The following is a 22,566-nucleotide window of genomic DNA, read 5'->3' on the forward strand; positions in this document are numbered from 1 at the left end:
CTGGTGCGGCTGGCAGGAATCGAACCCACGACCCCTTGGTTCGTAGCCAAGTACTCTATCCAGCTGAGCTACAGCCGCTTAAGAAGCAGGATTATATCGCATGAATTTCGTCTTGGAAAGCTTTCGAACTACTTAACTTTCCTAGGCGAAAACGGCGTTTCCGGCTCTTTCCTGCGCAGTATCCTGTGCAAGGAGGCAGTATTCTATGTTGATGTGTCGCGCTTGTCCAGCATTGGACACAAATTCTTTTCCTTGCCTTGTCGACACTATTACTTCATTCATGAATCGCATTTCTCTCATCATGAATCAAAATTGGACCCGCATGCCGCGATGCCTCATCATTCACCTGTCTCCTCTATTCTCCTCCAAGAAAATAGAATTCAGGCCCGCGGATTGCGGGCCTTTTTTTTGCCCGTCCTTGGTGTAGCATTGTCCATATTGACAACCGGGCACTGGCACAGACATGGCGCAAATCGCAGGTGAAAGCACGGCAACCCAGGACTGGTCGCGAGCCGAGCTCGGCCCGCAGGAGACCTGGCCGCAAGCCTTGCAGCTGGCCCTCGACATCATGCTCAATACGCCGCTGCCCATGCTGCTGATGTGGAGCCGCCGGCAAATCATGCTCTATAACCAAGCCTATGCCAGCAACGTCGGCACCGCCAGTGCCGCCCCGCCCGGCGGCAATGTGCCCGCCGTTCCCCCGTCCGCATGGAGCTGGAATGCGCAGGCGATCGAACAGGCCTGGAGCGGGCAAAGCCTGGTGTTCACACGCCAGCCGCTCAAGCTCTGGCGCGACGGCCATATGCTGGAGGCGGCCTTCGACCTCCATTACACACCGCTGCGCGGCGCCGATGGCGCAGTCGCGGGCATCCTCTGCACCCTGGCGCCCGCCAGCGCCCCCGCCCTGCCCGCCGCTGCTGCCAACGACGGCCACTTGCGCATCCTGGTGGTGGAGGACAATCAGGATGCCCAGTTCCTGGTGTGCGAAATGCTGCGCGCCTTCGGCCATGAAGTCAGCGCCGCGGCAAGCGCCGAAGGCGCACTGGAGTTGCTGGCCGGCGCAGAATATGACGTCCTGTTCAGCGATGTCAGCCTGCCGGGCATGAGCGGGGTCGAACTGGGGCGCACCGCGCTCCAGCGCCAGCCGCGCCTGCGCATCATTTTCGCAACCGGCTACAGCCAGACACTGACCAGCCAGCTCGATTTCCCTGCCATCACCATGCAGAAGCCCTACGACATCGAGCAGCTGCAGCAAATCCTGCGCGATTTGCACTAGGCAATGGTGTGGCGGCCGGATGGTTGGCAAGGTTACAATCGATAGTTATGAGTCCCGATCCGCACGCACACAACGTACTGGATGATTTGGGTGACGGCTTTGCCGTCATCGCCAAGGACTGGACCATCCAATACCTGAATCCCAAGGCGGCGGAGATGCTGCTGCCGCCCGTCCCTACCCTGCGCAATCCGCGCGGCCAACCTTTGTGGCAGGCCTTCCCGGCCCTGGCCGGGGCCTTGGAAGCCCCGCTACGGCGCACCCTCGAGCAGGGACTGCCCGCCAGCTGCGAGGTGCTGTACCAGCCCAGCCAGCGCTGGCTCGAAGTGCGCGCCTGGCCTTCGCCAACCGGTATGAGCTGCCTGCTGCTCGACATCCATCAGCGCAAGCTGCACGAACGGGGCCTGCGCGAAAGCACCCACCGCCTGCAGGTTGCGCTGGCTGCGGGCTGCCTCGGCGACTGGGAATGGAGTGCTGCCAGCAATATGGTGCGCCTGGGCCGGCGCGCCGCCGAAATTTTCGAGCTGCCGGCTGAAATCCCGATCACCTGGCCGGTCCTGCGCGAGCGCATCGCACCCGGCGATTTCGCCGCGGTCGAACAAGCCTTCATCGATGCCTGCCTGGCGCGGCGCGACTTCAATATCGAGTGCGGCGTGCGGCGGCGCGACGGCGAACCATGCTGGCTGTCCGTGATCGGCCATAGCGACTTCGGCGAGGACGGCGCGCTGCGCGGCGTGATCGGCATGGTACAGGACATCACACCACGCAAGGCCGCAGAGGACGCCTTGCGCAACAGCGAAGAAGAGCTGCGCGCCCTGGCCAACAGCATCCCCCAGCTGGCCTGGATCGCCGGCAGCGATGGCGCGATAACGTGGTACAACGAGCGCTGGCAGGAATATACCGGCATGGACGAACGGCATATGCTGGACGAGGGCTGGAAACAGGTGTATGCGCCGGAAGTCATCCCCGCCATGTTGTCGCACTGGCACCTGTCGGTGGAGAGCGGGCGGCCGTTTGAAATGGAATTCCCGATCCGCGCGCGCGACGGCCAGTACCGCTGGTTCCTGACGCGCGCCAATCCGATGCGCGATTCCAGCGGCCGTATCCTGCGCTGGTTTGGCACCAGCACCGACGTCGACCAGGTCAAGCGCGTGCAGGAGCAGTTGCGCGACGAAACCAATATCCTCGAACTGCTGAACAGCACCGGCTCGGCCCTGGTGCAGAACCGCGAGCTGCGCTCGCTGCTGCAGGAAGTGACCGATGCCGCCACCAGCATTTCCGGCGCCCGCTTCGGCGCCTTCTTCTACCATGGAGCGGGCGCCGGCGGCGGCCAGGCCATGCACACCCTGTCCGGCGCACCGCCGGACGATTTCCAGGGCCTGCCGCATCCGCAGGTGCGCAGCGGCCTGGCGGTACCGGTGCTGGCGCGCGCCGGCGAAGTGGTGGGCACGCTGTTCTTCGGTCACCCCGAACCGCATATGTTCAATGAGCGCACGGAGCGCCTGGTTGGCGGCGTGGCGGCCCAGGCCGGCATCGCCATCGACAATGCGCGCATGGTGGATGCGGCCCGGCGCGCCGCCGAAGAACGCGAGGTGCTGCTGGACCGCGAACGCAACGCGCGCGCGGAGGCCGAGCGCAGCAACCAGATGAAGGACGAATTCCTGGCCACGCTGTCGCATGAACTGCGCACGCCGCTGACGGCCATCCTGGGCTGGGCCCAGGTGCTCCGGCGCGGCAACCGTTCGCCGGAGGAGCAGCTGCGCGGCCTGGAAACCATCGAACGCAATGCCCGCGCCCAGGCCCAGTTGATCGAAGATTTGCTGGACATGGGCCGCATCACCTCCGGCAAGGTGCTGCTCGACATGAAGCTGCTGATGCCCTCCATCGTGGTCGACGCCGCGCTGGAAGCGGTGCGCCCGGCCGCGGAAGCCAAGGGCATCCGCCTGGAGCGCGATTTCTCGCCGACCGGCCACGTGGCGGGCGACGCCAACCGCCTGCAGCAAGTGGTCTGGAATCTGCTCACCAATGCGCTCAAGTTCACGCCGCGCGGCGGCATCGTGCGCGCGGCGGTATGCCGGCACGAGGGCCATGCCGACATCACGGTGAGCGACAACGGCCTCGGCATCCGCCAGGAATTCCTGCCCCATGTCTTCGAGCGTTTCCGCCAGGCTGATGCCTCCACCACGCGGCGCCATGGCGGCCTCGGGCTGGGCCTGTCCATCGTCAAGCACTTGGTGGAGCAGCACGGTGGCACGGTGTCGGCCGCCAGCGAGGGCGAAGGCAGGGGTTCCAGCTTCACCGTGCGCCTGCCACTGGCAAGCGGCGAGATCCGCGTGCAGCGCATGCACAGCCCGCCGCGCTGCGAACGCCCGCCCCTGCCGGAGATGGAGTTGCGCGACTTGCGCGGCCTGAAAGTCTTGCTGGTGGATGACGAAGCCGACGCGCGCGAACTGATCGGCAGCATCCTGCGCGACTGCAATTGCCAGGTGCAGGCCGCCGCCAATGCCGCCGAAGCCCTGGCGCTGGCGCGTTGCGGCAACTATGATTTGCTGGTCAGCGATATCGGCATGCCCGATGTTGACGGTTTTGAATTGTTGTCGCGCATACGCGCCCTGGGGCCGGCGCGCGGCGGCGCGGTCGCCGCCATTGCCCTGACCGCTTTCGCCCGCTCCGAAGACCGCCTGCGGGCACTGGAGTCGGGCTTTCTTGACCATGTATCAAAACCCATCGAGCCTTCAGAGTTGGTAGCTGCAATCGAGCGCGTTTGTGTTGCAAGCAAGAGTGGCTGAGGACTACCGCAACACGGGAAACTATCCTACAAGCAACTGCCGAAATTTTTTGCTAGACTGGTTAATGACACGTGCGCCACGGCAAACTGTCGCAAGCTACACTAGGACTCCAGTTCCCGAGACCGCCATGCCAAGCCCCGATGAGATCCTGAATGCCAAGATCCTGGTAGTTGACGATTGTGCAGACAATATCGACTTGATGTTGGAGATACTGCGCGATGCCGGTTATACCAATGTCACGGCCACCATGTTGCCAGAACAGGTATGCCCCCTGCATCGCCAGCATTGCTACGACCTCATCCTGCTGGACCTGCAGATGCCGGGACTGAATGGTTTCCAGGTCATGAAAGGCTTGAAGGAAATCGAACAGGAAGGCTACCTGCCGGTCCTGGCCCTGACCGCCCAGCCCAGTTTCAAGATCGCCGCCCTGGAAGCGGGCGCGCGCGACTTCATCAGCAAGCCCTTCGACCTGCTCGAGGTGCACAAGCGCATCCACAATATGCTGGAAGTGCGCCTGCTGTACCGGGAGCTGGCCTCCTACAGCAAGCAGCAGCAGGAACTGGCGCTGCACGACCCGCTGACCGGCCTGCCCAACCGCCGCCTGCTGGAGGACCGCATCGCCAACGCCCTGCAGCATGCGGCGCGCCAGCAGCGCCGCGCCGCCGTGATGTACCTCGACCTCGATGGGTTCAAGGCCGTCAATGATACCCATGGCCATGCCTACGGCGACGAAATCCTCAAACAGGTCGCACAGCGCCTGGTCCACTCCGCGCGGCGCGAAGACACCGTGGCGCGCATCGGCGGCGATGAGTTCGTCATTGTGCTGGGCGAAATCGGCACCCTGGCCGATGCGCAGGAACCGGCAAGCAAGCTGATCGAGGTGGTGGCCCAGCCCTACCAGGTGAACGGCTTGACCTTGCAGCTGTCCACCAGCCTGGGCATTGCGCTCTACCCCGATGACGCCACCACGGTCGACAACCTGATGCACGTTGCCGATGCGGCCCTGTATGAAGCCAAGCGCACCGGCAAGAACCGCTACTGCGCCGCGTCCGATACGGCGCTGGCGCCGCAGGTTCAGGTCAGCGCGGCCTGATGCACCATCCAGGCCGCCGTTCCGCTCAGGAGGCGGTCTCGGTTTCGCGGCCGATTTCCGTTGATTCCTCGACCTTACCGGCGTGCTGGTGGTCTTGCTGCGCGTCGACTTTATCGGGCGCCACCTCGATGCGGGTGATGCCGGCATCGACCGAGATCGGATCGCTGGCCGGGAAGGTCATCTCGACAGCATCGTCCAGCAATTCCTCCTTGGCTTTTTCCGCGGGCGCCAATTGCTCCTCGTCGGCCAGGATGGCAATCGCGCAGGCCCAGCGCACGAAGTTCAGTTGCGCGAAGTCGCGCACGCTCGTCACGCCGAACGCGGTATGCAGGGCCTTGGCATCCTTCGGGCTCAGGCCGCGCAAGGCGCTGACCGGCGCATCGGCCAATTCGCGGAAACTTTTGCCCACATACTCTTTGTCTACGATGGTATCGATATTCATGGCGGCTCCTCCATTGGACGAGTTTTCACTATGTCAGCGCAGGCAGGGCCTGACTGTGCGCGGGCGAACACAAGGCGTGTTCGATTGGAATCTGTTCTTTTGACAGGGTAAATGGGCAACGCTATGATCAGACTGGTGGACAAGCCCAAGATCCTCGTCGTCAACGACGACGCCAATTCGCTTTTTGCGCTGACCAACTTGCTCGAACAGTGGGCCGCGCAAGAGAATTTTGAAGTGATCGCCGCGCGCTCCGGCGAGGAAGCGTTGCGCCAAGTCCTTACGCACGATTTCGCCGTGATCCTGCTCGACGTGAACATGCCCGGGATGGACGGCTTTGAAACGGCGGAAGCGATCCACCAGCGCCCACGCTCGGCCGACATCCCCATCATCTTCATCACCGCCTTCGTGGCCGACGAACTGGACCGGCTCAAGGCTTACCAGAAAGGCGCGGTGGATTTCCTGTTCACGCCGGTCATCCCACAAGTGCTGTATGCGAAGATCAGTGTCTTTGTGTCGCTCGCCAGCAAGAACGAGGAATTACAGCGCCAGGCACGCCAGCTGAGCCAGCGCACCACCGACCTGATCGCCAGCAACCAGCGCCTGCTGCGCGAAATCGAAGAACGCAAGACGGCCGAACGCGCCAGCCACGCCAAGGACGAATTCCTTGCCATGCTGGGCCACGAGCTGCGCAATCCGCTGTCCGCCATCAGCAGTGCCGCCTCGCTGATGAGCCTGCCCGGCGTGACCGCCGACAGCATGGCGCACGCCAAGAAAATCATCCAGCGCCAGAGCCGCCACCTGGGCCGCATCGTCGACGACCTGCTGGACCTGAGCCGCGCCATGTCCGGCAAGATCCTGCTGAACCGCCTGCCGATCGACATGTCGGCGCTGCTCAAGACCACCGTGGAAACCTTCCGCACCACCGGCCGCCTGGAAGACTATGATGTGGTGGTGGAAATCGCGCCGTGCTGGGTGAATGGCGATGCCACCCGGCTGGAACAGGTGGTCAGCAACCTGCTCGATAACGCCCTCAAGTACACGCCGCCGGGCGGCCGCATCGAAGTGCTGAGCGATGTGGAGGAAGGCGAAGTGACGATCAGCGTGCACGACAGCGGCGTCGGCATCTCGGCCGACCTGCTGCCCCAGGTATTCGATGTCTTCGTGCAGGGCGCCAGCACGCTCGACCGCGCGCAAGGCGGGCTCGGCATCGGCTTGTCGCTGGTGCGGCGCCTGGTGGAATTGCACGGCGGCAATGTATACGCGGAAAGCGACGGTCCGGGCGAAGGCAGCACCTTCACCCTGCACCTCCCCTGCATCGACCACGTGAGTGAAGCAAAGGCACCTTCCATGGATACAAGCGAACAGCCGAAGCCAGCCGTGCTGCTGGTGGAGGACAATGACGACGGCCGCGAGATGATGGCCATGATGCTGGGCTGCTATGGCTACCCGGTACAGCACGCCGCCGACGGCTTCCAGGGCCTGGCCACCGCCGCCGCCGCCAAACCGGACATCGCCCTGGTCGACATCGGCCTGCCGGGTATCGACGGCTACGAAGTGGCGCGCCGCATGCGCGCCAATCCGGACACCCATCACATCAAGCTGATCGCCCTGACCGGCTACGGCCTGGCCGACGACCAGCGCCGCGTCATGGATGCGGGCTTCGACATGCACCTGGTGAAGCCGGTCGATGTCGAACAGCTGCTGCGCGCCATCGACCAATGCCTGGCGCGCACGCCGGCCACCGTCCGAACCTGATCAGGCCCGGGCGCGCCCGCTGCGGCCAGCGCCCGTGGGCGGCAGGCGCGGCGGGACGAAATCGATCTCGTCCTTGCGCGCTTCGATCTCGCGTGCCAGGGTTTGCAGGTCGAGGCCGGCCTTCTTGGCCAGGGGGAATATTTCGCCCTCCTCCTCGCCCACGTGGTGGGCGATGTATTCGCCCAGCACCTTGACCTTGGCGTCGAACAGCTCGTCCTGCGGCTCCATGGCGCCGATCTGCGCAATCAGGTCCTTGGCACTGGCATGCTCGACCGTCGCTTCGTCGACCAGATCTTCCGCTTCTTTCGATGCCGAACGCACGGCGGGATAGAAGATTTCTTCCTCGGCGGTGGCATGCCTGGTCAATTCCAGGCAGATCTTGTCGGCCAGTTTCTTCTTGCTCGCAAAGGCACGCTGGCCCAGGCCTTCGAACTCCCTGAACATGGCTTTTACCTCGGCATGGTCCTCTTTCAGCAATGCAATGGCGTCTTTCATATGTCACCTCCACGTTGTGAAGCACCAGCTTGACAGGCGCACTGCAGACTGTATGTGCGCCACCCCACGACCATCCTCATGTATGATCGGGGCAATAAACATGGACTACCAAACATATGTCTGCCACCACGGACGCTGCTGAGCTAAGGGAGCTGCTGGGTTACGTCAGCAATTGCTGGGACGACGAGCGGCGCGCCCTGTCGCGCCAGATGCACGACAGCTTGGGCTCCTCGCTGACGGCGCTGACCATGCATTTGGGCCTGCTGACCTCCAAATTGCCGCAGGAACCCGCCCTGCTCGAGCGTGCCGCGCAGATGAAGAAGTTGCTGCACACCATCATCGAAACCAACCGCGATATGCAGCACAAGCTGTGGAACGACAAGCTGGAATTCCTCGGCCTGCGCGTGGCACTGGGCGAACTGGTGGCCCAGTTCGGCAGTGAACAGCTGATGACGGCCCGCAGCAGCCTGCCCGAGGACGAACCGGCCTGCCCACGCTCGCACCGCGTGGTGCTGCTGCGCGCGGCCGAGGAAGGCTTGCGCAATGTCGCCACCCATGCCCGCGCCAAGAGCGTCGATGTGATCGTCGACGATATGGATGACAGCATTACGCTGCTGGTCAAGGACGACGGCGTCGGCCTGGGCCAGGCCGAAGTGGCCGATGGCGACTGGCACCAGCACCACGGCTTGCGCATGATACGCGAACGCGCCATCTTCCTGGGCGGCTCCCTGTCGCTGACCGCCAATGGCAGCCAGGGCGCGGTGCTGATGGTCAGCCTGCCCAAGCCGCCGATCAGCTAGCGTCCGCCGCTGCGCTGGAGCGCCATCCAGGCCGACAGCGGCAACGCCAGCGCGCCGATGCCGAACCACAGCCAGAGCGGCATATGGAAGCCATGCTCCGCCTCATACGCCACAGCCGGCGCAACGGCGCGATGCACCTCGGGATCGGCCGGGCTGTAATACACGGTCACGCGATCGCCGGGTTTGCGCTGCCGGCAGCCGGCCGGATCTTGCGCCGGCCCGCGCCGCCGCTTGCCTTGCAACTCGAACTCATACCACCAGCTGCCGTTGTTGCCGCAATCGAGCGCGGCGACCCGGCCGATCGCGGTCGCGTGATGGCGCGACAGTTCGGCCAACTCCGTGGCGCGGTTATAGCAGCCGCCCAGCAGGAGCGCGCCGGCCAGGATCGCCGCCCGCGCCTTCAATGCAGCTTGACCAGCGGCGTGGCCCGTTTGACGAGGAAGCGCGCGAGCGCCAGCACACCGGTGCGGATGGTGCCGAGCACCGCCTGGTGGTGCAGCAGGTGCAGGCTGACATACATCATGCGCGCAAAGAAGCCTTCCACGAACCAGCTAAAGCCGCGCAAAGAGCCCATCAGGCTGCCCACCGACGTGGATTGGCCGAAGGACACCAGCGAACCGTAATCGCGGTAGGCATAGGGCTTGGTTTGCGGCGTCTTGCCGCGCGCCTGGCGCAGGAAGGTTTGCAGCAGGTAGTCGGCCTGCTGGTGCGCGGCCTGGGCGCGCGGCGGCACCGGCTTGCCATCGGCGCCAAGGCATTGGGCGCAATCGCCCAGCGCATAGACGCCCGCCACGCCCTTGACCTGCAGCTCGCCGGTGACTTCAATCTGGCCGCCCTTGGCGGTCGGCAGGCCGAGCGTGGCCAAAAAGGCCGGCGCTTTGATGCCCGCGGCCCAGACCACGATATCGGACGGATAGCTCTGCTCGCCCACCGTGACATGGTCTTGTGCAATCGCCGTCACGCGGCAGTCGGTGACCACCTTGATGCCACGCTCATTGAGCAGCTTCAGCGCCGCCCCGGAAACGCGCTCCGGCAAGGGGGCCAGGATGCGCGGCGCCCCTTCCAGCAGGGTGATGCGCACGTCGCGCACCGGATCCAGGTGGCCGAAGCCATACGAGGTGTACACCCCGCTGGCTTCGCGCAATTCCGCCGCCAGCTCGACGCCGGTGGCGCCGCCGCCGATGATGACGACATCGACCCCGGCCGCTCCTTCGCGGGCGCCCTTCTGCAGCGCCGCGCGCGTCAGCAGCTTGAGCAGGGTCAGGCGGAAGCGCTCCGCGTCTTCGGTGGCATTGAGGGAAATGGTATGTTCGGCCGCACCCGGCACGCCGAAGTAATGGGAAGTGCTGCCCACCGCCAGGACCAGCGCTGCATAGCCGATGCGGCGCTCGGGCAAGACGGTTTCACCGCCTTCGCTGGTGATGGCCGCCACGGTGATGTGCTTGTTGCTGCTATCGAGCGCCGTCATGGCGCCGTAGACATAGGTGAAGCCATTGTCATGCGCCAGCATCTGGTAGGACAGGCCCTCCTGGTGGATATCCAGGGTGCCTGCCGCCACCTCGTGCAGCGACGGCTTCCAGATGTGGTAAAGCCGGCTATCGACCAGCATCACCTGTTGCGGGCCAAGTTGCCGGCCCAGTTTGCAAGCCAGCTCAAGGCCGCCCGCCCCTCCACCTACGATCACATATTTGCTCTGCAAACAGTTCTCCTAATGTCGGCGGCGACCCCGGCCGCCCCGGTCAATCGTCGTGCTTGTGCTTGCCGTGGCCCTTGCCGTGACCATGACCGTGACCGTGACCACGGTCATCATCATCGTCGTCGCGGTCACGGCCGCGGCCGCGGTGTTCCTCACGGTAGCGCGGCGCGTATTCATTGGTGTACCACTCGTCGCGCACGAAATACACATTGCGGCCGCAAGCATTGTAATGACCGCAATGTTTACCCCAGTCCTTGGCGTGGCCAGGCGGAACGCGCAGATAGAGCGGCTCGGCAATGACGCGGGCCGGGCGCTGGATGATCACCGGTTGCGGATAAATCACCGGTGGCGGCGCCGTATTGCCAATGTCGATGCGGCCGAAAAAGCCTGGTTGGCCGACGGTGACGGAAACGCCAACGTCTTGGGCGAAAGCAGAAGTGCTGAGCGCCAGCATGGCGGCGGCTAAGAGCTGGGTCTTCATAATCGTAATTATATAAGTTGTAAAAAAAAGGCGTTGCCTACCGACTATTGTATCAAGGCAACAGGGCAATTTGCGTGCGGCAACGAACAATTCTCACCAATTGCAACACATCAGGCATGGGCGGTCATGGCCGCCCGCAGCTGGGCAATGGCGTGCTGGGCCTGGGCAATCACCTTATCGGCAATGCGTTTGCGCACCGCCTGCACACGGCCGGCCGCTTCCGCTTCCAGCATCAGGGGGGTCAGCAGCTGGGTGGCCGACTCATGGAAACTGGAGGCGACGCGGTCGAGCTGGCGTCCGAAGGCAGCCTGCACTTCCTGCAGGCGCTTGCGCAATTCGTCTTCGAAGGCGCAGCGGCGGTCCTGGATTTCCGAGCGCTTGCGGCGACCCGCATCGGCGAACCATTTGAAAGCGCCGGCCAGCAGCACGGCGCCGCCGACGAAGGGCGCGGCGGGCGCGACCACCGGCAGCACGACCGCGACCCCGAACAGATAGGCCGCCGTACCGGTGCCCGCAGCGGCGACTGCACTGCCCATCAAGGTAATGTTGGCGGCGGTATCCACGGTTTGCGCCACGCGGGTCCCGACACGCATGCGCGGCATCAGGCGAGCCAGCGTGGCATGGTGCTGGCGTTCAAAGACGGTACTCTGGGTCAGGCGGATGTCGGACTGGAACAGCGACAGGTCATGCTGCAGCAAATCGAGCACTTCCTCCTTGCGCCGCACCACGCGGTCGAGGCGCGATTCCATCTCCTTGCCGAAGTGGGTGCCGCTGGCGTGCTCGTTGACTTCCGGATGGGCGATCAGGGCCAGCTCAATGGCGTTGCCGGCGTCGTGCACCGCATCCTCGATATCCTGGGTCAGCACGCTGCGCTCATAGGCGATGCGCGCATCCACCAGTGCCAGGCGCTGCTGCACCTGGTGGTGCAGCTGCTGGGCCGTCGCGAGCAGGCTGGCCGCACCGGCTTCACAGGCCAGCATGGAATGCTCGTGTTCGCGATAGCTCTCAATGCCGCTGCAAATGGCTGTGACGGCACGTTCCACCGCATCGTGTAACTCGTCCTGGCTCATGAGGCCGCCGTTATAAGCGCGCGCATGGTTCAGAAGCTCGGCGTGGCCCATGCTGCGGCCAAAATCCGCCACGGCGTCGGCCAGCCCCCTGCCCTTCACCAGCTTGCGGGCCTGGTTGCCCAGGTTGCTTAGCAGGCGGCGCTCCGCTTCAGGCGGCAGGCCGAACAGTTGTTCCGGCGCCAGCTTGATGTGCAGGGCCTTGGCAACATTCTGCGCCAGCGGCCGGGACGCCGTGCCCTGCAGCGCCAAGAGCGGCTTCATCAAATTGAAGGCACTGTGCCGCGCAGGCTCGCCCACGGTATGGCTGGAGCGGGCCAAGGCGTGCAAGGCCCAGTCGACCGTCACGCCGCATTCGATGGCGTTCAGCATCAGGGCGGTGAACACGGCGGAGGCGCGGCCGTCGCCGGCCAGGTCGGTCACGGCGGCAAACTGGGCCAGGGTCAGCGCACCATCGGTGCTGGCGATGGCGCCGACCGTGCGCGCAAGGGCCGAGGTGAAACTTTGATCGGTGGAAAGATGTTCGTCGAGGCCACGCAACAAGACTGCGTGCTCGGGGGCAGCCGGCGCAGGGGCGGCTGGTGTGGTGATGCTCGCGGCTCCATAAGTGCTTTGCACAAATACTCCGTTCGCTCAGTCCAGGCTAATGGCATTCTAGACCAAGTGTTGGCATCACCCAAACAATTTAAGCGCGGCCATCGCTCCGGTCAGTGTCAAGGTCTGGGCCGGCATCCAGCGCAAAATCTCAGAGCGCCGCTTTGCCCTTTCGAGCAATAGTTCCAGCTGCAATTCCTTGCGGTCAGACATCGCTGCTACTGTGCCGGCTCCGTGGGCAAAATCAAGGTCTCCTTGATTTCCTCCATGACGACATAGGACTTGGACTGCGCCGCGCCAGGCAGGTTCAACAGCATGTCGCCGAGCAGCTTGCGGTATTCCGCCATTTCATGGATGCGGGCCTTGATCAGGTAATCGAAATCGCCCGACACCAGGTGGCACTCCTGCACCTCCGGAATACGCAGCACTTCGCGGCGGAAGTGCTCGAAATGGCTGGCCGATTTCTGGTTCAGCGTGATCTCCACGAACACCAGCAGGCTGGCGCCCAGGGCGCGCGGATCGAGGCGCGCGTGATAGCCGGCAATCACCCCATCGCGTTCCATGCGCTTGACCCGTTCGATGGTGGGCGTGATCGACAGCCCGACCTGCTCGCTCAGGTCTTTCATGGCGATGCGCGCGTCCTCCTGCAGGATGCGCAGTATTTTCCTGTCAATCTTATCCAGGCCCCGGACCGATTCTTTTTGGATTCGCATGAATTTTTACTGTTTTGGTGGCTCCATATAGTAACAAATACTAGGAGAACTTAAATATCATAGCAAAATAATCGGCAACAAATATTCCGGAGGCAATTCATGCGCGTAGTTATCCTTGGCAGCGGCGTTATCGGCGTCACCAGTGCTTATTACCTGGCCCAGGCCGGCCACGATGTCACCGTACTGGATCGCCAGCCTGGCCCTGCCCTGGAAACCAGCTTCGCCAATGCCGGCCAGATTTCGCCGGGCTACGCCTCGCCATGGGCCGCCCCGGGCATCCCCCTGAAAGCCATGAAATGGATGCTGCAGCGCCATGCGCCGCTGTCCATCACGCCTGACGGCACCAGCTTCCAGCTCAAGTGGATGTGGCAGATGCTGCGCAATTGCAATGCCGAATCCTATGCGATCAACAAGGAACGCATGGTGCGCCTGGCGGAATACAGCCGCGACTGCTTTAAAGCGCTGCGCGCCGCCACCGGCATCGCATACGAAGGCCGCCAGCAAGGCACCACCCAGCTGTTCCGCACCCAGGCGCAGCTCGATGGCGCCGCCAAGGATATCGAAGTGCTGAAAGAAACCGGCGTGCCGTACGAGCTGCTGACCGGCGCCGACCTGATCAAGGCCGAGCCCGGCCTGGCCGCGTCGGCGCACAAGCTGGTCGGCGGCCTGCGCCTGCCGAACGACGAGACCGGCGACTGCCAGATGTTCACCACCCGCCTGGAAGCGATGGCAAAGGAACTGGGCGTCAAGTTCCGCTACGGCGTCACGATGGACAAGCTGGTGGTCGAAGGCGACAAGGTCAAGGGCGTGCAATGCGGCGCCGAGCTGGTGGAAGCCGACTCCTTCGTCGTTGCGCTGGGCGCCTACTCGACGCCGTTCCTGAAAGCGCTGTTCGAAATCCCGGTCTACCCGCTGAAAGGCTACTCGATCACCGTCCCGATCGTGGCCGGCGACAAAGCCCCGACCTCGACCATCCTCGACGAGACTTACAAGATTGCGGTGACCCGCTTCGACGACCGCATCCGCGTTGGCGGCATGGCGGAGATCGCCGGCTACAACACCAAGCTGAACCCGCGCCGCCGCGAAACCCTGGAAATGGTGGTGAACGACCTGTTCCCCGGCGCCGGCAACACGGCCGAAGCCAGCTTCTGGACCGGCCTGCGCCCGATGACCCCGGACGGCACGCCGGTGGTGGGCCGCACCGCCATCCGCAACCTGTTCACCAATACCGGCCACGGCACCCTGGGCTGGACCATGAGCTGCGGTTCGGCGCAGCTGCTGGCCGACATCATGTCCGCCAAGCGTCCCGCCATCTTCGCCGATGACTTGTCGGCTGCACGTTATAGCCAGGAACAAAACGTCCGTCAGCCGCAGCTGGCCGGCGCCTAAGTTAAAGTCCCCGGCTTCCATTTGGCAGGAATGCCGCCGGGGCCGTATAATTTTCGGCATGAATAAACTGGAAGCCTTCGGACACGTCGCCGCGCTGGCGATCCGCGGAGACCTCGTGTTTCCTACCAGCGTTAACGCCGCCTTGCGGGTACAGCTCGCCTTGGACGATCCCGATTGTCCGATGGAGGACGCCATCAAGCTGGTGCTGGCCGAGCCGCAATTGGCCGCCCGCACCGTCTCCCTGTCCAACTCCGCCATGTTCAACCGCACCGGCGGGCCGGATATCACCAATGTGCGCAATGCCATCATGCGCGTCGGTTACCACAACCTGTACGCGCTGGCGGCAGCCATGGTGGTGCGCGCCTTCGGCAGCAAGATCGTCGATCCGGGCCTGCGCGCCAAGGCCGAACAGCTTTGGCAGCACACCATCCACGTCGCCTGCCTGGCGCGCATCATCGCGCGCGAAGTCACCGGCGTGAATCCGGACACCGCGCTGTTCGCGGCCATCGTGCATGAAGTGGGCGGCTTTTACCTGCTGTCGCGCGCCGACGAATTCCCCGGCCTGCTGGAGCCCGATCCGGAGAACTGGCAAACCGCCAGCGAGGAAATCATCACGCGCGAAGTGATGAAGAAACTCGGCATCCCGGCTGAAGTGGCGGAAGCCATCGAAGGCCTGCGCAACGGCATGCTGCAAATCCCGCCCGACACCCTGCTCGATACCCTGCTGCTGGCGAACCATTTCGCGGAAATCTCCTCGCCGCTGACCAACCCGGAAACGCAACAGGCCCCGCACGAGGATTCCGTGATGGACCTGTTCATCGACGCCGAAAAGCGCGCCGAGATGCTGGAAGAGGCGGCGTCCGACGCTTCCGCCATGGCCGCGGCGCTGCTGGTTTAATCGAGCGCCTTGGCCGGTCCAAAGAACTCGTAATAGGTCTGCGCTTCCGGCACGCCCAGTTCGCGCAGGCTGCGTTTCACGGCCTGCATGAACGGCAGCGGGCCGAGGAAGTAGGCATCGATGTCGCGCGACTGCGGCAACCATTCCCCCAGCTGTTCCTTGCCCAGCAGGCCAAGCGCGTCGGCGGCCGGCTGTCCTGCGCGCTCCTCCGCATAGATGTAATGGCGCTTCAACTGCGGGTGGCGTTCGGCCAGGCCTTCGATATGATCGCGGAACGCATGTACGCCGCCGTGGCGCGCAGCGTGGATGAAACGGATTTCGCGGCCCGTTTGCAGCGCCTGCTCCAGCATGGCCAGCGTCGGGGTGATGCCGACGCCGCCTGAAATCAGCGCGATCGGGCGGCTGCCTGCCGCCAGCGTGAAGGCGCCGGTTGGCGGGAACAGCTCCACCGTATCGCCCTCTTTCACCTGCGTGTGCAGGAAGCCCGACACCTTGCCGCCCGCTTCGCGCTTGACGCTGACCTGGTAAGTCTGGCCGTTCGGTGCGGCCGACAGCGAATACTGGCGGCGCTGCTCTTCGCCGTCCACCGTCACGCGGATGCCGATATACTGGCCCGGCGTAAAGCCCAGCACGGGCTGCCCGTCCTCGGGACGGAACACGAAACTGGTGATCTCGCCGCTTTCCACGCGCTTGGCCGCAACGATGAAGCGGCGCGCGCCTTTCCAGCCGCCCGGCGCTGCCGCCGCGGCTTCGTACGTACGGCCTTCCGCGCCGATCAGGATGTCCGCCAGCTGGCCGTAGGCGGCGCCCCAGGCTTCCAGCACCGCGTCGGTGGCGGTTTCGGCGCCCAGCACTTCCCGGATCGCTTTCAACAGGCTGGCGCCGACCATCGGGTAATGCTCCGGCATGATCTGCAAGGCGACGTGCTTGGTCACGATGGTGTTGACCAGCGGGCCCAGTGCTTCCAGGCGCTCGATATTCTTCGCGTACATCAGGATGCCGTTGGCCAGGGCGCGCTGCTGCTCGCCGCTGTACTGGTGGGCCTGGTTGAAGAAGGGCTTCACCTGGGGGAAGTCGGTGAACAGGGTCTGATAGAAGTGGCGCGTCAGGGCTTCGCCGCCCTGCTCCAGGATCGGAACGGTGGCGGTGACGATGGCGCGATGTTCGGCGGACAGCATGGATACGACTCCTTCACGCTTAAACATGCACTAATAATACATGTTTAAAATGGGCTGAGTCAATAAAGATGCAAATCAAATGCTTTTTTTATGCAGGGTCAAAGGATGCACACTACCCTTGCCCTTCGGGCCGGGAAGAATATCGGCCAGGGTCATGCCATCCAGCACATGCAGGAAGGCTTCGGTGGCTTCGTTCAGCTTGCGTTTCAGCGCGCAATCGCGCAGGAAGGCGCAGTGGCCGGGATCGGATTCGAAGCATTCGGCGATGTGGAAGTCCGATTCGCTATCGCGCACCACGTCGCCGATATTGATGTCCTGCGGTTCGCGGTTCAGGCGCAAGCCCCCGTGCCGGCCGCGCACCGTCTCCACCAGGCCGCTGGCGCCCAGCTGATGGATTACCTTGGTCAAGTGGTTCTTGGAGATGTCATGCACGTCGGCGATCTCCTGGATCGTGACCAGCTTGTCGCGGTGCATGCCCAGGTACATCAGCGAGCGCAGAGTGTAGTCGGTGAAAGATGTGAGTCTCATAATCTACGTCACGTAAAGATGTATACGAAATATTGCTTTACCAGGGGCGGTAATGTAGCATCCATTATACGTCTTTAGATCATGAGGCCCGCCATGCGCAGCATCCATTTGCCCATCGAATCCACGCCAGCCGGGCAGCCGCATCCCCTGCTGCGACTGGGCTTCCGCCCTTTCTATCTGCTGGCGTCCGCGCTGGCGGTATTGTCGGTGCCGCTTTGGCTGGCTGCCTACATGGGCATGCTCACCATCCTGCCCGCAGCCAATGTGCTGTGGCATATGCATGAAATGGTATTTGGCTTCGGCGGCGCCGTCATCGTCGGCTTCCTGTTTACGGCGGGCCGCAACTGGACCAACCTGCAAACCCCGCAGGGCGGCCAACTGGCGGCGCTGGCAGTCCTGTGGATCGCCGGGCGCGCGGCCATGCTGCTGGCGCCGGGCCTGCCGGCACTGCTTGTGGACGGGCTGTTCCTGCCCTTGTGCGCGGCAGCTTTCGGGCGCGTGTTGATGCAGGCGCAGAGCAAGCGCAATTACCCGATCTGCGGCATCCTGGTGCTGCTGTCGGTGGCCAACCTGCTGTGCCACGCGGCCGCCAACGGCTGGATTACCTTGTCTGCCCTGACTCCCGTCCACGGCGCCATCCTGATGATCACCGTACTGGAAGCGGTGATCGGCGGCCGCGTCATCCCGATGTTCACCCGCAATGGCGCGCCGGGCAGCCAGCCTGTCAGCGTAGCCTGGTGCGAGAAGGCCAGCATCGCCCTGCTGCTGGCGACGGCTGTGGCCTGGGTCGCCGGGCTGGCGGGCTTGCTGGTGGCGACGCTCGCTTTCGCGGCAGCCGGCTCGAACGCCGTGCGCCTGGCCGGCTGGGCGCCATTTGCGACCGTGCGCGTGCCCCTGCTGTGGATACTGCACCTGGCCTACGCCTGGATCGTGGCTGGACTGGTGCTTCTGGGCTTTGCCGCGCTGGGCATCGGTTCGGCCAGCAGCGCCTTCCACGCGCTGGCGGTGGGCGGCATGTCGGGTCTGATCCTGGGCATGATCACGCGCACCGCGCTGGGACATACCGGCCGCATGCTGCGCGCCGGCCTTGCCGAAAGCGCAATGTATCTTTTGCTGCAAGCTGGCGCTCTGGCCCGTTTGTGTGCCAATATTATTCCCGCTGGGATTCGTGATTACCTGTTAGCTGCCTCCGCGCTGGCCTGGTCGGTCGCCTTCCTTCTCTACCTGTTGGTGTATGCCCCATATTTGAGCCAGGCCCGCATCGACGGGCGGGAAGGATAGCAGTGGATACCGTCACCATACTCCTGTCTTCTTTCATCCTGTCAGTTACCGGCCTGCTGGTTTTCATCTGGTCGTTGCGGCATCGATTGTTTGACACCACGTCGGTGGCGGCAAATGTGATCTTCTCTCCCGGCGAAGTGGGCCACGGCGAAGAGCCGGCGGCCACGCCGCAGCAGCGCGAAGGGATGTCGCTGCCCGTGCCGGGCGAGCACCGGCACGGCGCCAACGCGGCCGAACTGGTGGCCATGCACCAGGAGCTGGCCGAGCGCGTCGAGGCCGACCGCTCCAGCGCCTTCGTGACCTTTGTCTTCCTATCCTGCTCGGTGGTCTGGCTGCTGGTGGCGACGGCGGCCGGGCTGACCAGCTCCATCAAGCTGCACGAACCGGACTGGCTGGTGCAATATCCCTGGCTGACCTTCGGGCGCATCCGCACCATTCATCTCAACGCCGTGGCCTATGGCTGGGCGCCCATGGCGGCGCTGGGCATCGCGATCTGGCTTCTCCCCCGCCTGCTGAAGACCCACCTGGTCGGCGGGCGTTTCGCCATTTTCGGCGCCATGCTGTGGAATGCGGGCCTGATCGCTGGGCTGGGCTGCATCGCGGCAGGCATCAGCGACGGCATGGAGTGGCTGGAAATCCCATGGCAGGTAGACCTGCTGCTGGTGGCGGGCGGCGCCCTGGTCGGACTGCCGCTGGTGTACACCCTGCAAAGCCGCAAGGTGCACCACCTGTACGTATCGATCTGGTACATGGGCGCGGCCCTGTTCTGGTTCCCCATCCTGTTCCTGATCGGGAACCTGCCGGCGGTGCACTTCGGGGTGCAGCAGGCGGCGATGAACTGGTGGTTCGGGCATAACGTGCTGGGATTGTTCTACACGCCGATGGCGGTGGCTTCGGTGTACTACTTCCTGCCCAAGATTATCGGGCGGCCGGTGCAGTCGTACAACCTGTCGCTGCTGGGATTCTGGACGCTGGCGTTCTTCTACGGCCAGGTCGGTGGCCACCATTTGATCGGCGGGCCGGTACCGGGCTGGCTGGTCACCTTGTCGATCGTGCAGAGCGTGATGATGGTAGTCCCCGTGATTTCCTTCTCGATCAACCAGCACATGACGATGCGCGGGCACTTCTCGAAGCTGGTGTACTCGCCGACGCTGCGCTTTATCGTCCTGGGCGGGATGATGTACACCCTGAGCTCCATCCAGGGTTCGCTCGAAGCGCTGCGCAGCATCAATACGGTGACGCACTTCACCCATTTCACGGTGGCCCATGCCCACCTGGGGCTGTACGGCTTCTTCTCGATGGTGATGTTCGGCGCGATCTACTTCGTGATGCCGCGCGTGATGGCCTGGGAATGGCCTTACCCGAAACTGATCGCCTGGCACTTCTGGCTGGTGGTGTTCGGTTTCTCCATCTACTTCGTCGGCCTGACCATCGGCGGCTGGCTGCAGGGCATGGCCATGCTCGATGCGGGCCGGCCCTTCATGGATTCGGTCAACGTGACGATCCCGTGGCTGAAAAGCCGCTCCATCGGCGGCGCCGTCATGACCATCGGCCACCTGGTCTTCGCCTGGCATTTCGCGGCGATGGCCCTGCGCCATGGCCCGCGCCGTGTCGGCGCGGCGCTGCTGCATGCCCGCGGCAATGCGGCCGCGCCAGCCAGCAAGCTCGCGGGGGCCTGATATGCAAGACGAACTCAAACTGCTGGGCGGCGCAATGGTGACGCTGGCCCTCGCCACGTCGGCCCTGGTCATCGTCCCGCACGCACAGCTGCGCGCAATCGAGGCACCGGCCGCCCTCAAGCCCTACACGGCGCAGCAGCTGCGCGGGCGCGAGGTGTATATCAGGAACGGCTGCATTTATTGCCATTCGCAGCAGCCGCGCGACAAAGCGCAGGCGCCGGACGACCAGCGCGGCTGGGGACGGGCGTCGGTGGCGGCGGACTATTACTACGACTCGCCGCATTTGCTGGGCACCATGCGCACCGGCCCCGATCTGTTCAATATCGGCGCGCGCCAGCCGAGCGCTGACTGGCACCTGGGGCATATGTTCCAACCGCGCGCCTATGTGCCGGGGTCGATCATGCCCTCCTATCCCTTCCTGTTCGATTACAAGGATGCCGCCGAACCGGGCGACCGGGTGGTCAACCTGCCGCCCGGCTTCAAACCGCCGGGCAAGGTAGTGGTGGCCAAGCCGGAAGTGCTGGACCTGGTGGCCTACCTGCAGTCGCTCGACCATACGTACCCGGTGCTGCCTGCGCCGCAGGTGAAGAAGGAAGGAGCGCCCCATGCCGCAAAATGAATATGGCGCCCAACAGCGCGAGCATCCCGATCCAACCGAGAAGAACCGGCCAATCCCCTGGTTTGTGCTGCTTGGCGTCGGCGTGGCGCTGGCGTGGGCGATCAGCTATATCCTGACCGTGCGCGACGACGATCCGGCGCTGGGTGACCGCCGCACGATTTCAACGCTGCAGGCCAAGGCGGGCGGCGCGGCAGGTGCCGGCGGCGCAGTGGATGGCGCGCAGGTCTACGCGGCGCAATGCGTGGCATGCCACCAGGCTTCCGGCGCGGGGCTGCCGGGCATATTCCCGCCGCTGGCCGGCTCGGAGTGGGTGAATGGCGCCGAGCAGGTCGTGGCGTCCATCCTGCTGCACGGCGTGACGGGCAAGCTGACTGTGAAAGGCAGCGCATACAACGGGCAGATGCCGGCATTCAAGGACAAGCTTGGCGATGCGGAGATCGCGGCCGTGTTGAGCCATATCCGCAGCAATTTCGGCAACAGTTCGGCCAAGGTGGCGCCCGACGCCGTCAAAGCGGCGCGCGATGCGTCGGCCGAACGCAAGGATTCCTTCAATGGAGATGAAGATCTCGCCAAGCTCGCCAAGCCGGCCAACTAGCGCGGATTTGCGGCGAACCGCAGCGCTTATCGCCCTGATGCTGGCAGCCGCCGGCCTCGCGTTGTACCAGGCGACCATGGGATTGCGCGTCGTCTCGACCGAAGAAGGCCGGCGCCTGGCGATCGCCGAAGCGCCGCTTGCCCTGCCCCGCACCACGCTCGCCCAGCCAGGCGCCGGGCATCCCGTCACTTTGCAGGCCTTGCTGGCGGCGGACGGAAGGCCGGCCATCGTGACCTTCTTCTATGCGCGCTGCAATGCCGTGTGCTCGGCACAAGGCTCCGAACTGCAGCAAATACAGCGGGACATCCTGGCGCGCGGCCTGAAACAGAAAGTCCGGCTGCTTTCGATCTCATTTGACGCACGCGATACGCCTGCGGACCTGGCGCTCTACGCGGAACGGATGCGCGCCGATCCCGAGATCTGGCAGTTTGCGGCGGTGCCGGATGCGGCGCAGCTGCAGTCCTTGCTGGAGCAAATCGGCATTACCGTGCTTCCGGCGGAGCTGGGCGAATTCCAGCACAATGCAGCCTTCCATCTAGTCAGCGCCAGCGGAAAGCTGCAGCAGGTGGTGGACTACGAGCAGCCCGATGCCGCGCTGCGGGCGGCGCTGGGGCCAAACCAGTGAATACCGGGGACAGCCGGGCGCTGGCGGCGGCATTCCTGATCGCCGCGGCGCTGCTGCGCGCGCCCCTGGAAGCATCCATGGCGCTGCACATGACAGTCCAGCTGCCGATGATCGCCATCAGCGGCTCCCTCGCGGCAGCCTCGCCCGCCTCGAGCACGCGCATCCGCGCCCGTCTTGCGCGCTGGGATGCGCACGGCTTGTCAGGCCTGGCCTGGCTGCTGCTGGCGAGCGCTTACTGGATGGTGCCGCGCGCCTTGGAACAGGCGCTGGCGATGCCGCTGGCGGAAGCCGGCAAGTTCGCCAGCCTGTTCTTGCTGGGTTTCCTGCTCCCCGGTGCGCTGGCGCGTGCGGCAACCGTCATCCAGCTGTTCTTCCTTGGGAATCTCTGCGCCATGATGGCGATTGCCGGCATGCTTTACCAGGAGGTGCCGCAGCGCCTGTGCAACGCCTACTCGCTTGACGACCAGGTCGTGACCGGAGTCGGCCTGGTCGTGGCCTCAATCGGCATAGCCGCCGCCTGGTGCGTGTGGCAGTTGCCCGCGCTGGCCGGCCAGGCAGCGGCGGAGCGCAGCTGAC

23 protein-coding genes and 1 tRNA gene are annotated in these 22,566 nt (G+C 64.3%); 13 read left to right on the forward strand and 11 right to left on the reverse strand.

Annotated elements, in window-relative coordinates; translation table 11 throughout:
• Position 1: 1 nt before the first annotated feature.
• Positions 2-78: transfer RNA gene (locus H597_RS0119610), tRNA-Arg, on the reverse strand.
• A gap of 385 nt (positions 79-463) precedes the next feature.
• On the opposite strand from H597_RS0119610, the gene H597_RS0119615 reads away from it, so the two are divergent.
• The 3 genes from H597_RS0119615 (at position 464) to H597_RS31665 (ending at position 5,155) form a co-directional block, all read left to right on the forward strand.
• Positions 464-1,276 (forward strand): response regulator, encoded by an 813-nt coding sequence (locus H597_RS0119615; protein WP_028103630.1) that lies wholly within the window; start codon positions 464-466, stop codon positions 1,274-1,276.
• 47 nt (positions 1,277-1,323) lie between these two features.
• A complete protein-coding gene (locus H597_RS31660; protein ID WP_154668179.1) occupies positions 1,324-4,062 on the forward strand; it encodes an ATP-binding protein in 2,739 nt (912 codons plus the stop codon).
• 127 nt (positions 4,063-4,189) lie between these two features.
• Positions 4,190-5,155: a diguanylate cyclase domain-containing protein gene (locus H597_RS31665; protein ID WP_035374781.1), complete on the forward strand. Its 966-nt coding sequence runs from the start codon at positions 4,190-4,192 to the stop codon at positions 5,153-5,155.
• Positions 5,156-5,180: 25 nt separating this feature from the next.
• Here the strand turns inward: H597_RS31665 and H597_RS0119630 are convergent, their stop codons facing one another.
• Positions 5,181-5,597, reverse strand: coding sequence for a hypothetical protein (locus H597_RS0119630; RefSeq protein ID WP_028103631.1), 417 nt, complete (start codon positions 5,595-5,597; stop codon positions 5,181-5,183).
• Positions 5,598-5,720: 123 nt separating this feature from the next.
• Between H597_RS0119630 and H597_RS31670 the strand changes: the two genes are divergently transcribed.
• Entirely contained in the window at positions 5,721-7,352 is a 1,632-nt protein-coding gene (locus tag H597_RS31670; RefSeq protein WP_035374879.1) for a response regulator, read from the forward strand.
• Here the strand turns inward: H597_RS31670 and H597_RS31675 are convergent, their stop codons facing one another.
• Entirely contained in the window at positions 7,353-7,847 is a 495-nt protein-coding gene (locus tag H597_RS31675) for a hemerythrin domain-containing protein (RefSeq protein ID WP_051293942.1), read from the reverse strand.
• Between the two features lie 116 nt (positions 7,848-7,963).
• On the opposite strand from H597_RS31675, the gene H597_RS0119645 reads away from it, so the two are divergent.
• Complete coding sequence (locus H597_RS0119645; protein WP_028103632.1) at positions 7,964-8,647, forward strand: sensor histidine kinase; 684 nt, start codon at positions 7,964-7,966, stop codon at positions 8,645-8,647.
• Here the strand turns inward: H597_RS0119645 and H597_RS0119650 are convergent.
• From H597_RS0119650 to H597_RS0119675, 6 genes are all read right to left on the reverse strand, one after another.
• Positions 8,644-9,051, reverse strand: a complete 408-nt coding sequence (locus H597_RS0119650) for a DUF3592 domain-containing protein (protein WP_028103633.1) — start codon at positions 9,049-9,051, stop codon at positions 8,644-8,646. The two genes, H597_RS0119645 and H597_RS0119650, sit on opposite strands and share 4 nt — an antisense overlap.
• A complete protein-coding gene (locus tag H597_RS0119655; RefSeq protein WP_028103634.1) occupies positions 9,048-10,346 on the reverse strand; it encodes an NAD(P)/FAD-dependent oxidoreductase in 1,299 nt (432 codons plus the stop codon). The genes H597_RS0119650 and H597_RS0119655 overlap by 4 nt, the downstream gene beginning before the upstream one ends.
• A gap of 40 nt (positions 10,347-10,386) precedes the next feature.
• A complete protein-coding gene (locus H597_RS0119660) occupies positions 10,387-10,824 on the reverse strand; it encodes a hypothetical protein (protein WP_028103635.1) in 438 nt (145 codons plus the stop codon).
• Between the two features lie 110 nt (positions 10,825-10,934).
• Positions 10,935-12,509, reverse strand: coding sequence for a hypothetical protein (locus tag H597_RS31680; RefSeq protein WP_229632215.1), 1,575 nt, complete (start codon positions 12,507-12,509; stop codon positions 10,935-10,937).
• Between the two features lie 54 nt (positions 12,510-12,563).
• A complete protein-coding gene (locus H597_RS36130) occupies positions 12,564-12,698 on the reverse strand; it encodes a hypothetical protein (protein ID WP_267871893.1) in 135 nt (44 codons plus the stop codon).
• A 5-nt stretch (positions 12,699-12,703) separates the two neighbouring features.
• Positions 12,704-13,198: an Lrp/AsnC ligand binding domain-containing protein gene (locus H597_RS0119675; RefSeq protein WP_028103636.1), complete on the reverse strand. Its 495-nt coding sequence runs from the start codon at positions 13,196-13,198 to the stop codon at positions 12,704-12,706.
• A 99-nt stretch (positions 13,199-13,297) separates the two neighbouring features.
• On the opposite strand from H597_RS0119675, the gene H597_RS0119680 reads away from it, so the two are divergent.
• On the forward strand, positions 13,298-14,587 hold the full coding sequence (locus H597_RS0119680) for a D-amino acid dehydrogenase (protein ID WP_028103637.1): 1,290 nt from the start codon (positions 13,298-13,300) through the stop codon (positions 14,585-14,587).
• 58 nt (positions 14,588-14,645) lie between these two features.
• Entirely contained in the window at positions 14,646-15,485 is an 840-nt protein-coding gene (locus tag H597_RS0119685; RefSeq protein ID WP_028103638.1) for an HDOD domain-containing protein, read from the forward strand.
• Here the strand turns inward: H597_RS0119685 and hmpA are convergent.
• Positions 15,482-16,663 (reverse strand): NO-inducible flavohemoprotein, encoded by a 1,182-nt coding sequence (gene hmpA, locus H597_RS0119690; RefSeq protein ID WP_028103639.1) that lies wholly within the window; start codon positions 16,661-16,663, stop codon positions 15,482-15,484. The genes H597_RS0119685 and hmpA overlap by 4 nt on opposite strands.
• 75 nt (positions 16,664-16,738) lie before the next feature.
• Positions 16,739-17,191, reverse strand: coding sequence for an RrF2 family transcriptional regulator (locus tag H597_RS0119695; RefSeq protein WP_035374782.1), 453 nt, complete (start codon positions 17,189-17,191; stop codon positions 16,739-16,741).
• 93 nt (positions 17,192-17,284) lie between these two features.
• Between H597_RS0119695 and H597_RS0119700 the strand changes: the two genes are divergently transcribed.
• The 6 genes from H597_RS0119700 to H597_RS31685 are packed head-to-tail and all read left to right on the forward strand — an operon-like array spanning position 17,285 to position 22,565.
• Positions 17,285-18,472 carry an NnrS family protein gene (locus H597_RS0119700; protein ID WP_035374783.1) on the forward strand — a complete coding sequence of 396 codons (1,188 nt, stop codon included), beginning with the start codon at positions 17,285-17,287 and terminating at the stop codon, positions 18,470-18,472.
• 2 nt (positions 18,473-18,474) lie between these two features.
• Complete coding sequence (locus H597_RS0119705; protein WP_028103642.1) at positions 18,475-20,151, forward strand: cbb3-type cytochrome c oxidase subunit I; 1,677 nt, start codon at positions 18,475-18,477, stop codon at positions 20,149-20,151.
• A gap of 1 nt (position 20,152) precedes the next feature.
• The gene (locus tag H597_RS0119710; RefSeq protein WP_028103643.1) at positions 20,153-20,770 is read left to right on the forward strand and encodes a cbb3-type cytochrome c oxidase subunit II; all 618 of its coding nucleotides are present in this window, start codon (positions 20,153-20,155) and stop codon (positions 20,768-20,770) included.
• Entirely contained in the window at positions 20,757-21,365 is a 609-nt protein-coding gene (locus tag H597_RS0119715; protein WP_028103644.1) for a c-type cytochrome, read from the forward strand. The genes H597_RS0119710 and H597_RS0119715 overlap by 14 nt, the downstream gene beginning before the upstream one ends.
• A complete protein-coding gene (locus tag H597_RS0119720) occupies positions 21,322-21,990 on the forward strand; it encodes an SCO family protein (protein WP_211232069.1) in 669 nt (222 codons plus the stop codon). Before H597_RS0119715 ends, H597_RS0119720 begins: the two co-directional genes overlap by 44 nt.
• Complete coding sequence (locus H597_RS31685; protein WP_051293944.1) at positions 21,987-22,565, forward strand: hypothetical protein; 579 nt, start codon at positions 21,987-21,989, stop codon at positions 22,563-22,565. The genes H597_RS0119720 and H597_RS31685 overlap by 4 nt, the downstream gene beginning before the upstream one ends.
• Position 22,566: the final 1 nt, after the last annotated feature.

The organism is Pseudoduganella violaceinigra DSM 15887, assembly GCF_000425385.1.
GTDB lineage: Bacteria > Pseudomonadota > Gammaproteobacteria > Burkholderiales > Burkholderiaceae_D > Rugamonas > Rugamonas violaceinigra.

Coding starts and splice junctions, on each gene's coding strand:
- H597_RS0119615 (WP_028103630.1), top strand. CDS start 464: ATGGCGCAAATCGCAGGTGAAAGCACGGCAACCCAGGACTGGTCGCGA.
- H597_RS31660 (WP_154668179.1), top strand. CDS start 1,324: ATGAGTCCCGATCCGCACGCACACAACGTACTGGATGATTTGGGTGAC.
- H597_RS31665 (WP_035374781.1), top strand. CDS start 4,190: ATGCCAAGCCCCGATGAGATCCTGAATGCCAAGATCCTGGTAGTTGAC.
- H597_RS0119630 (WP_028103631.1), bottom strand. CDS start 5,597: ATGAATATCGATACCATCGTAGACAAAGAGTATGTGGGCAAAAGTTTC.
- H597_RS31670 (WP_035374879.1), top strand. CDS start 5,721: ATGATCAGACTGGTGGACAAGCCCAAGATCCTCGTCGTCAACGACGAC.
- H597_RS31675 (WP_051293942.1), bottom strand. CDS start 7,847: ATGAAAGACGCCATTGCATTGCTGAAAGAGGACCATGCCGAGGTAAAA.
- H597_RS0119645 (WP_028103632.1), top strand. CDS start 7,964: ATGTCTGCCACCACGGACGCTGCTGAGCTAAGGGAGCTGCTGGGTTAC.
- H597_RS0119660 (WP_028103635.1), bottom strand. CDS start 10,824: ATGAAGACCCAGCTCTTAGCCGCCGCCATGCTGGCGCTCAGCACTTCT.
- H597_RS36130 (WP_267871893.1), bottom strand. CDS start 12,698: ATGTCTGACCGCAAGGAATTGCAGCTGGAACTATTGCTCGAAAGGGCA.
- H597_RS0119675 (WP_028103636.1), bottom strand. CDS start 13,198: ATGCGAATCCAAAAAGAATCGGTCCGGGGCCTGGATAAGATTGACAGG.
- H597_RS0119680 (WP_028103637.1), top strand. CDS start 13,298: ATGCGCGTAGTTATCCTTGGCAGCGGCGTTATCGGCGTCACCAGTGCT.
- H597_RS0119685 (WP_028103638.1), top strand. CDS start 14,646: ATGAATAAACTGGAAGCCTTCGGACACGTCGCCGCGCTGGCGATCCGC.
- hmpA (WP_028103639.1), bottom strand. CDS start 16,663: ATGCTGTCCGCCGAACATCGCGCCATCGTCACCGCCACCGTTCCGATC.
- H597_RS0119695 (WP_035374782.1), bottom strand. CDS start 17,191: ATGAGACTCACATCTTTCACCGACTACACTCTGCGCTCGCTGATGTAC.
- H597_RS0119700 (WP_035374783.1), top strand. CDS start 17,285: ATGCGCAGCATCCATTTGCCCATCGAATCCACGCCAGCCGGGCAGCCG.
- H597_RS0119710 (WP_028103643.1), top strand. CDS start 20,153: ATGCAAGACGAACTCAAACTGCTGGGCGGCGCAATGGTGACGCTGGCC.
- H597_RS0119715 (WP_028103644.1), top strand. CDS start 20,757: ATGCCGCAAAATGAATATGGCGCCCAACAGCGCGAGCATCCCGATCCA.
- H597_RS0119720 (WP_211232069.1), top strand. CDS start 21,322: ATGGAGATGAAGATCTCGCCAAGCTCGCCAAGCCGGCCAACTAGCGCG.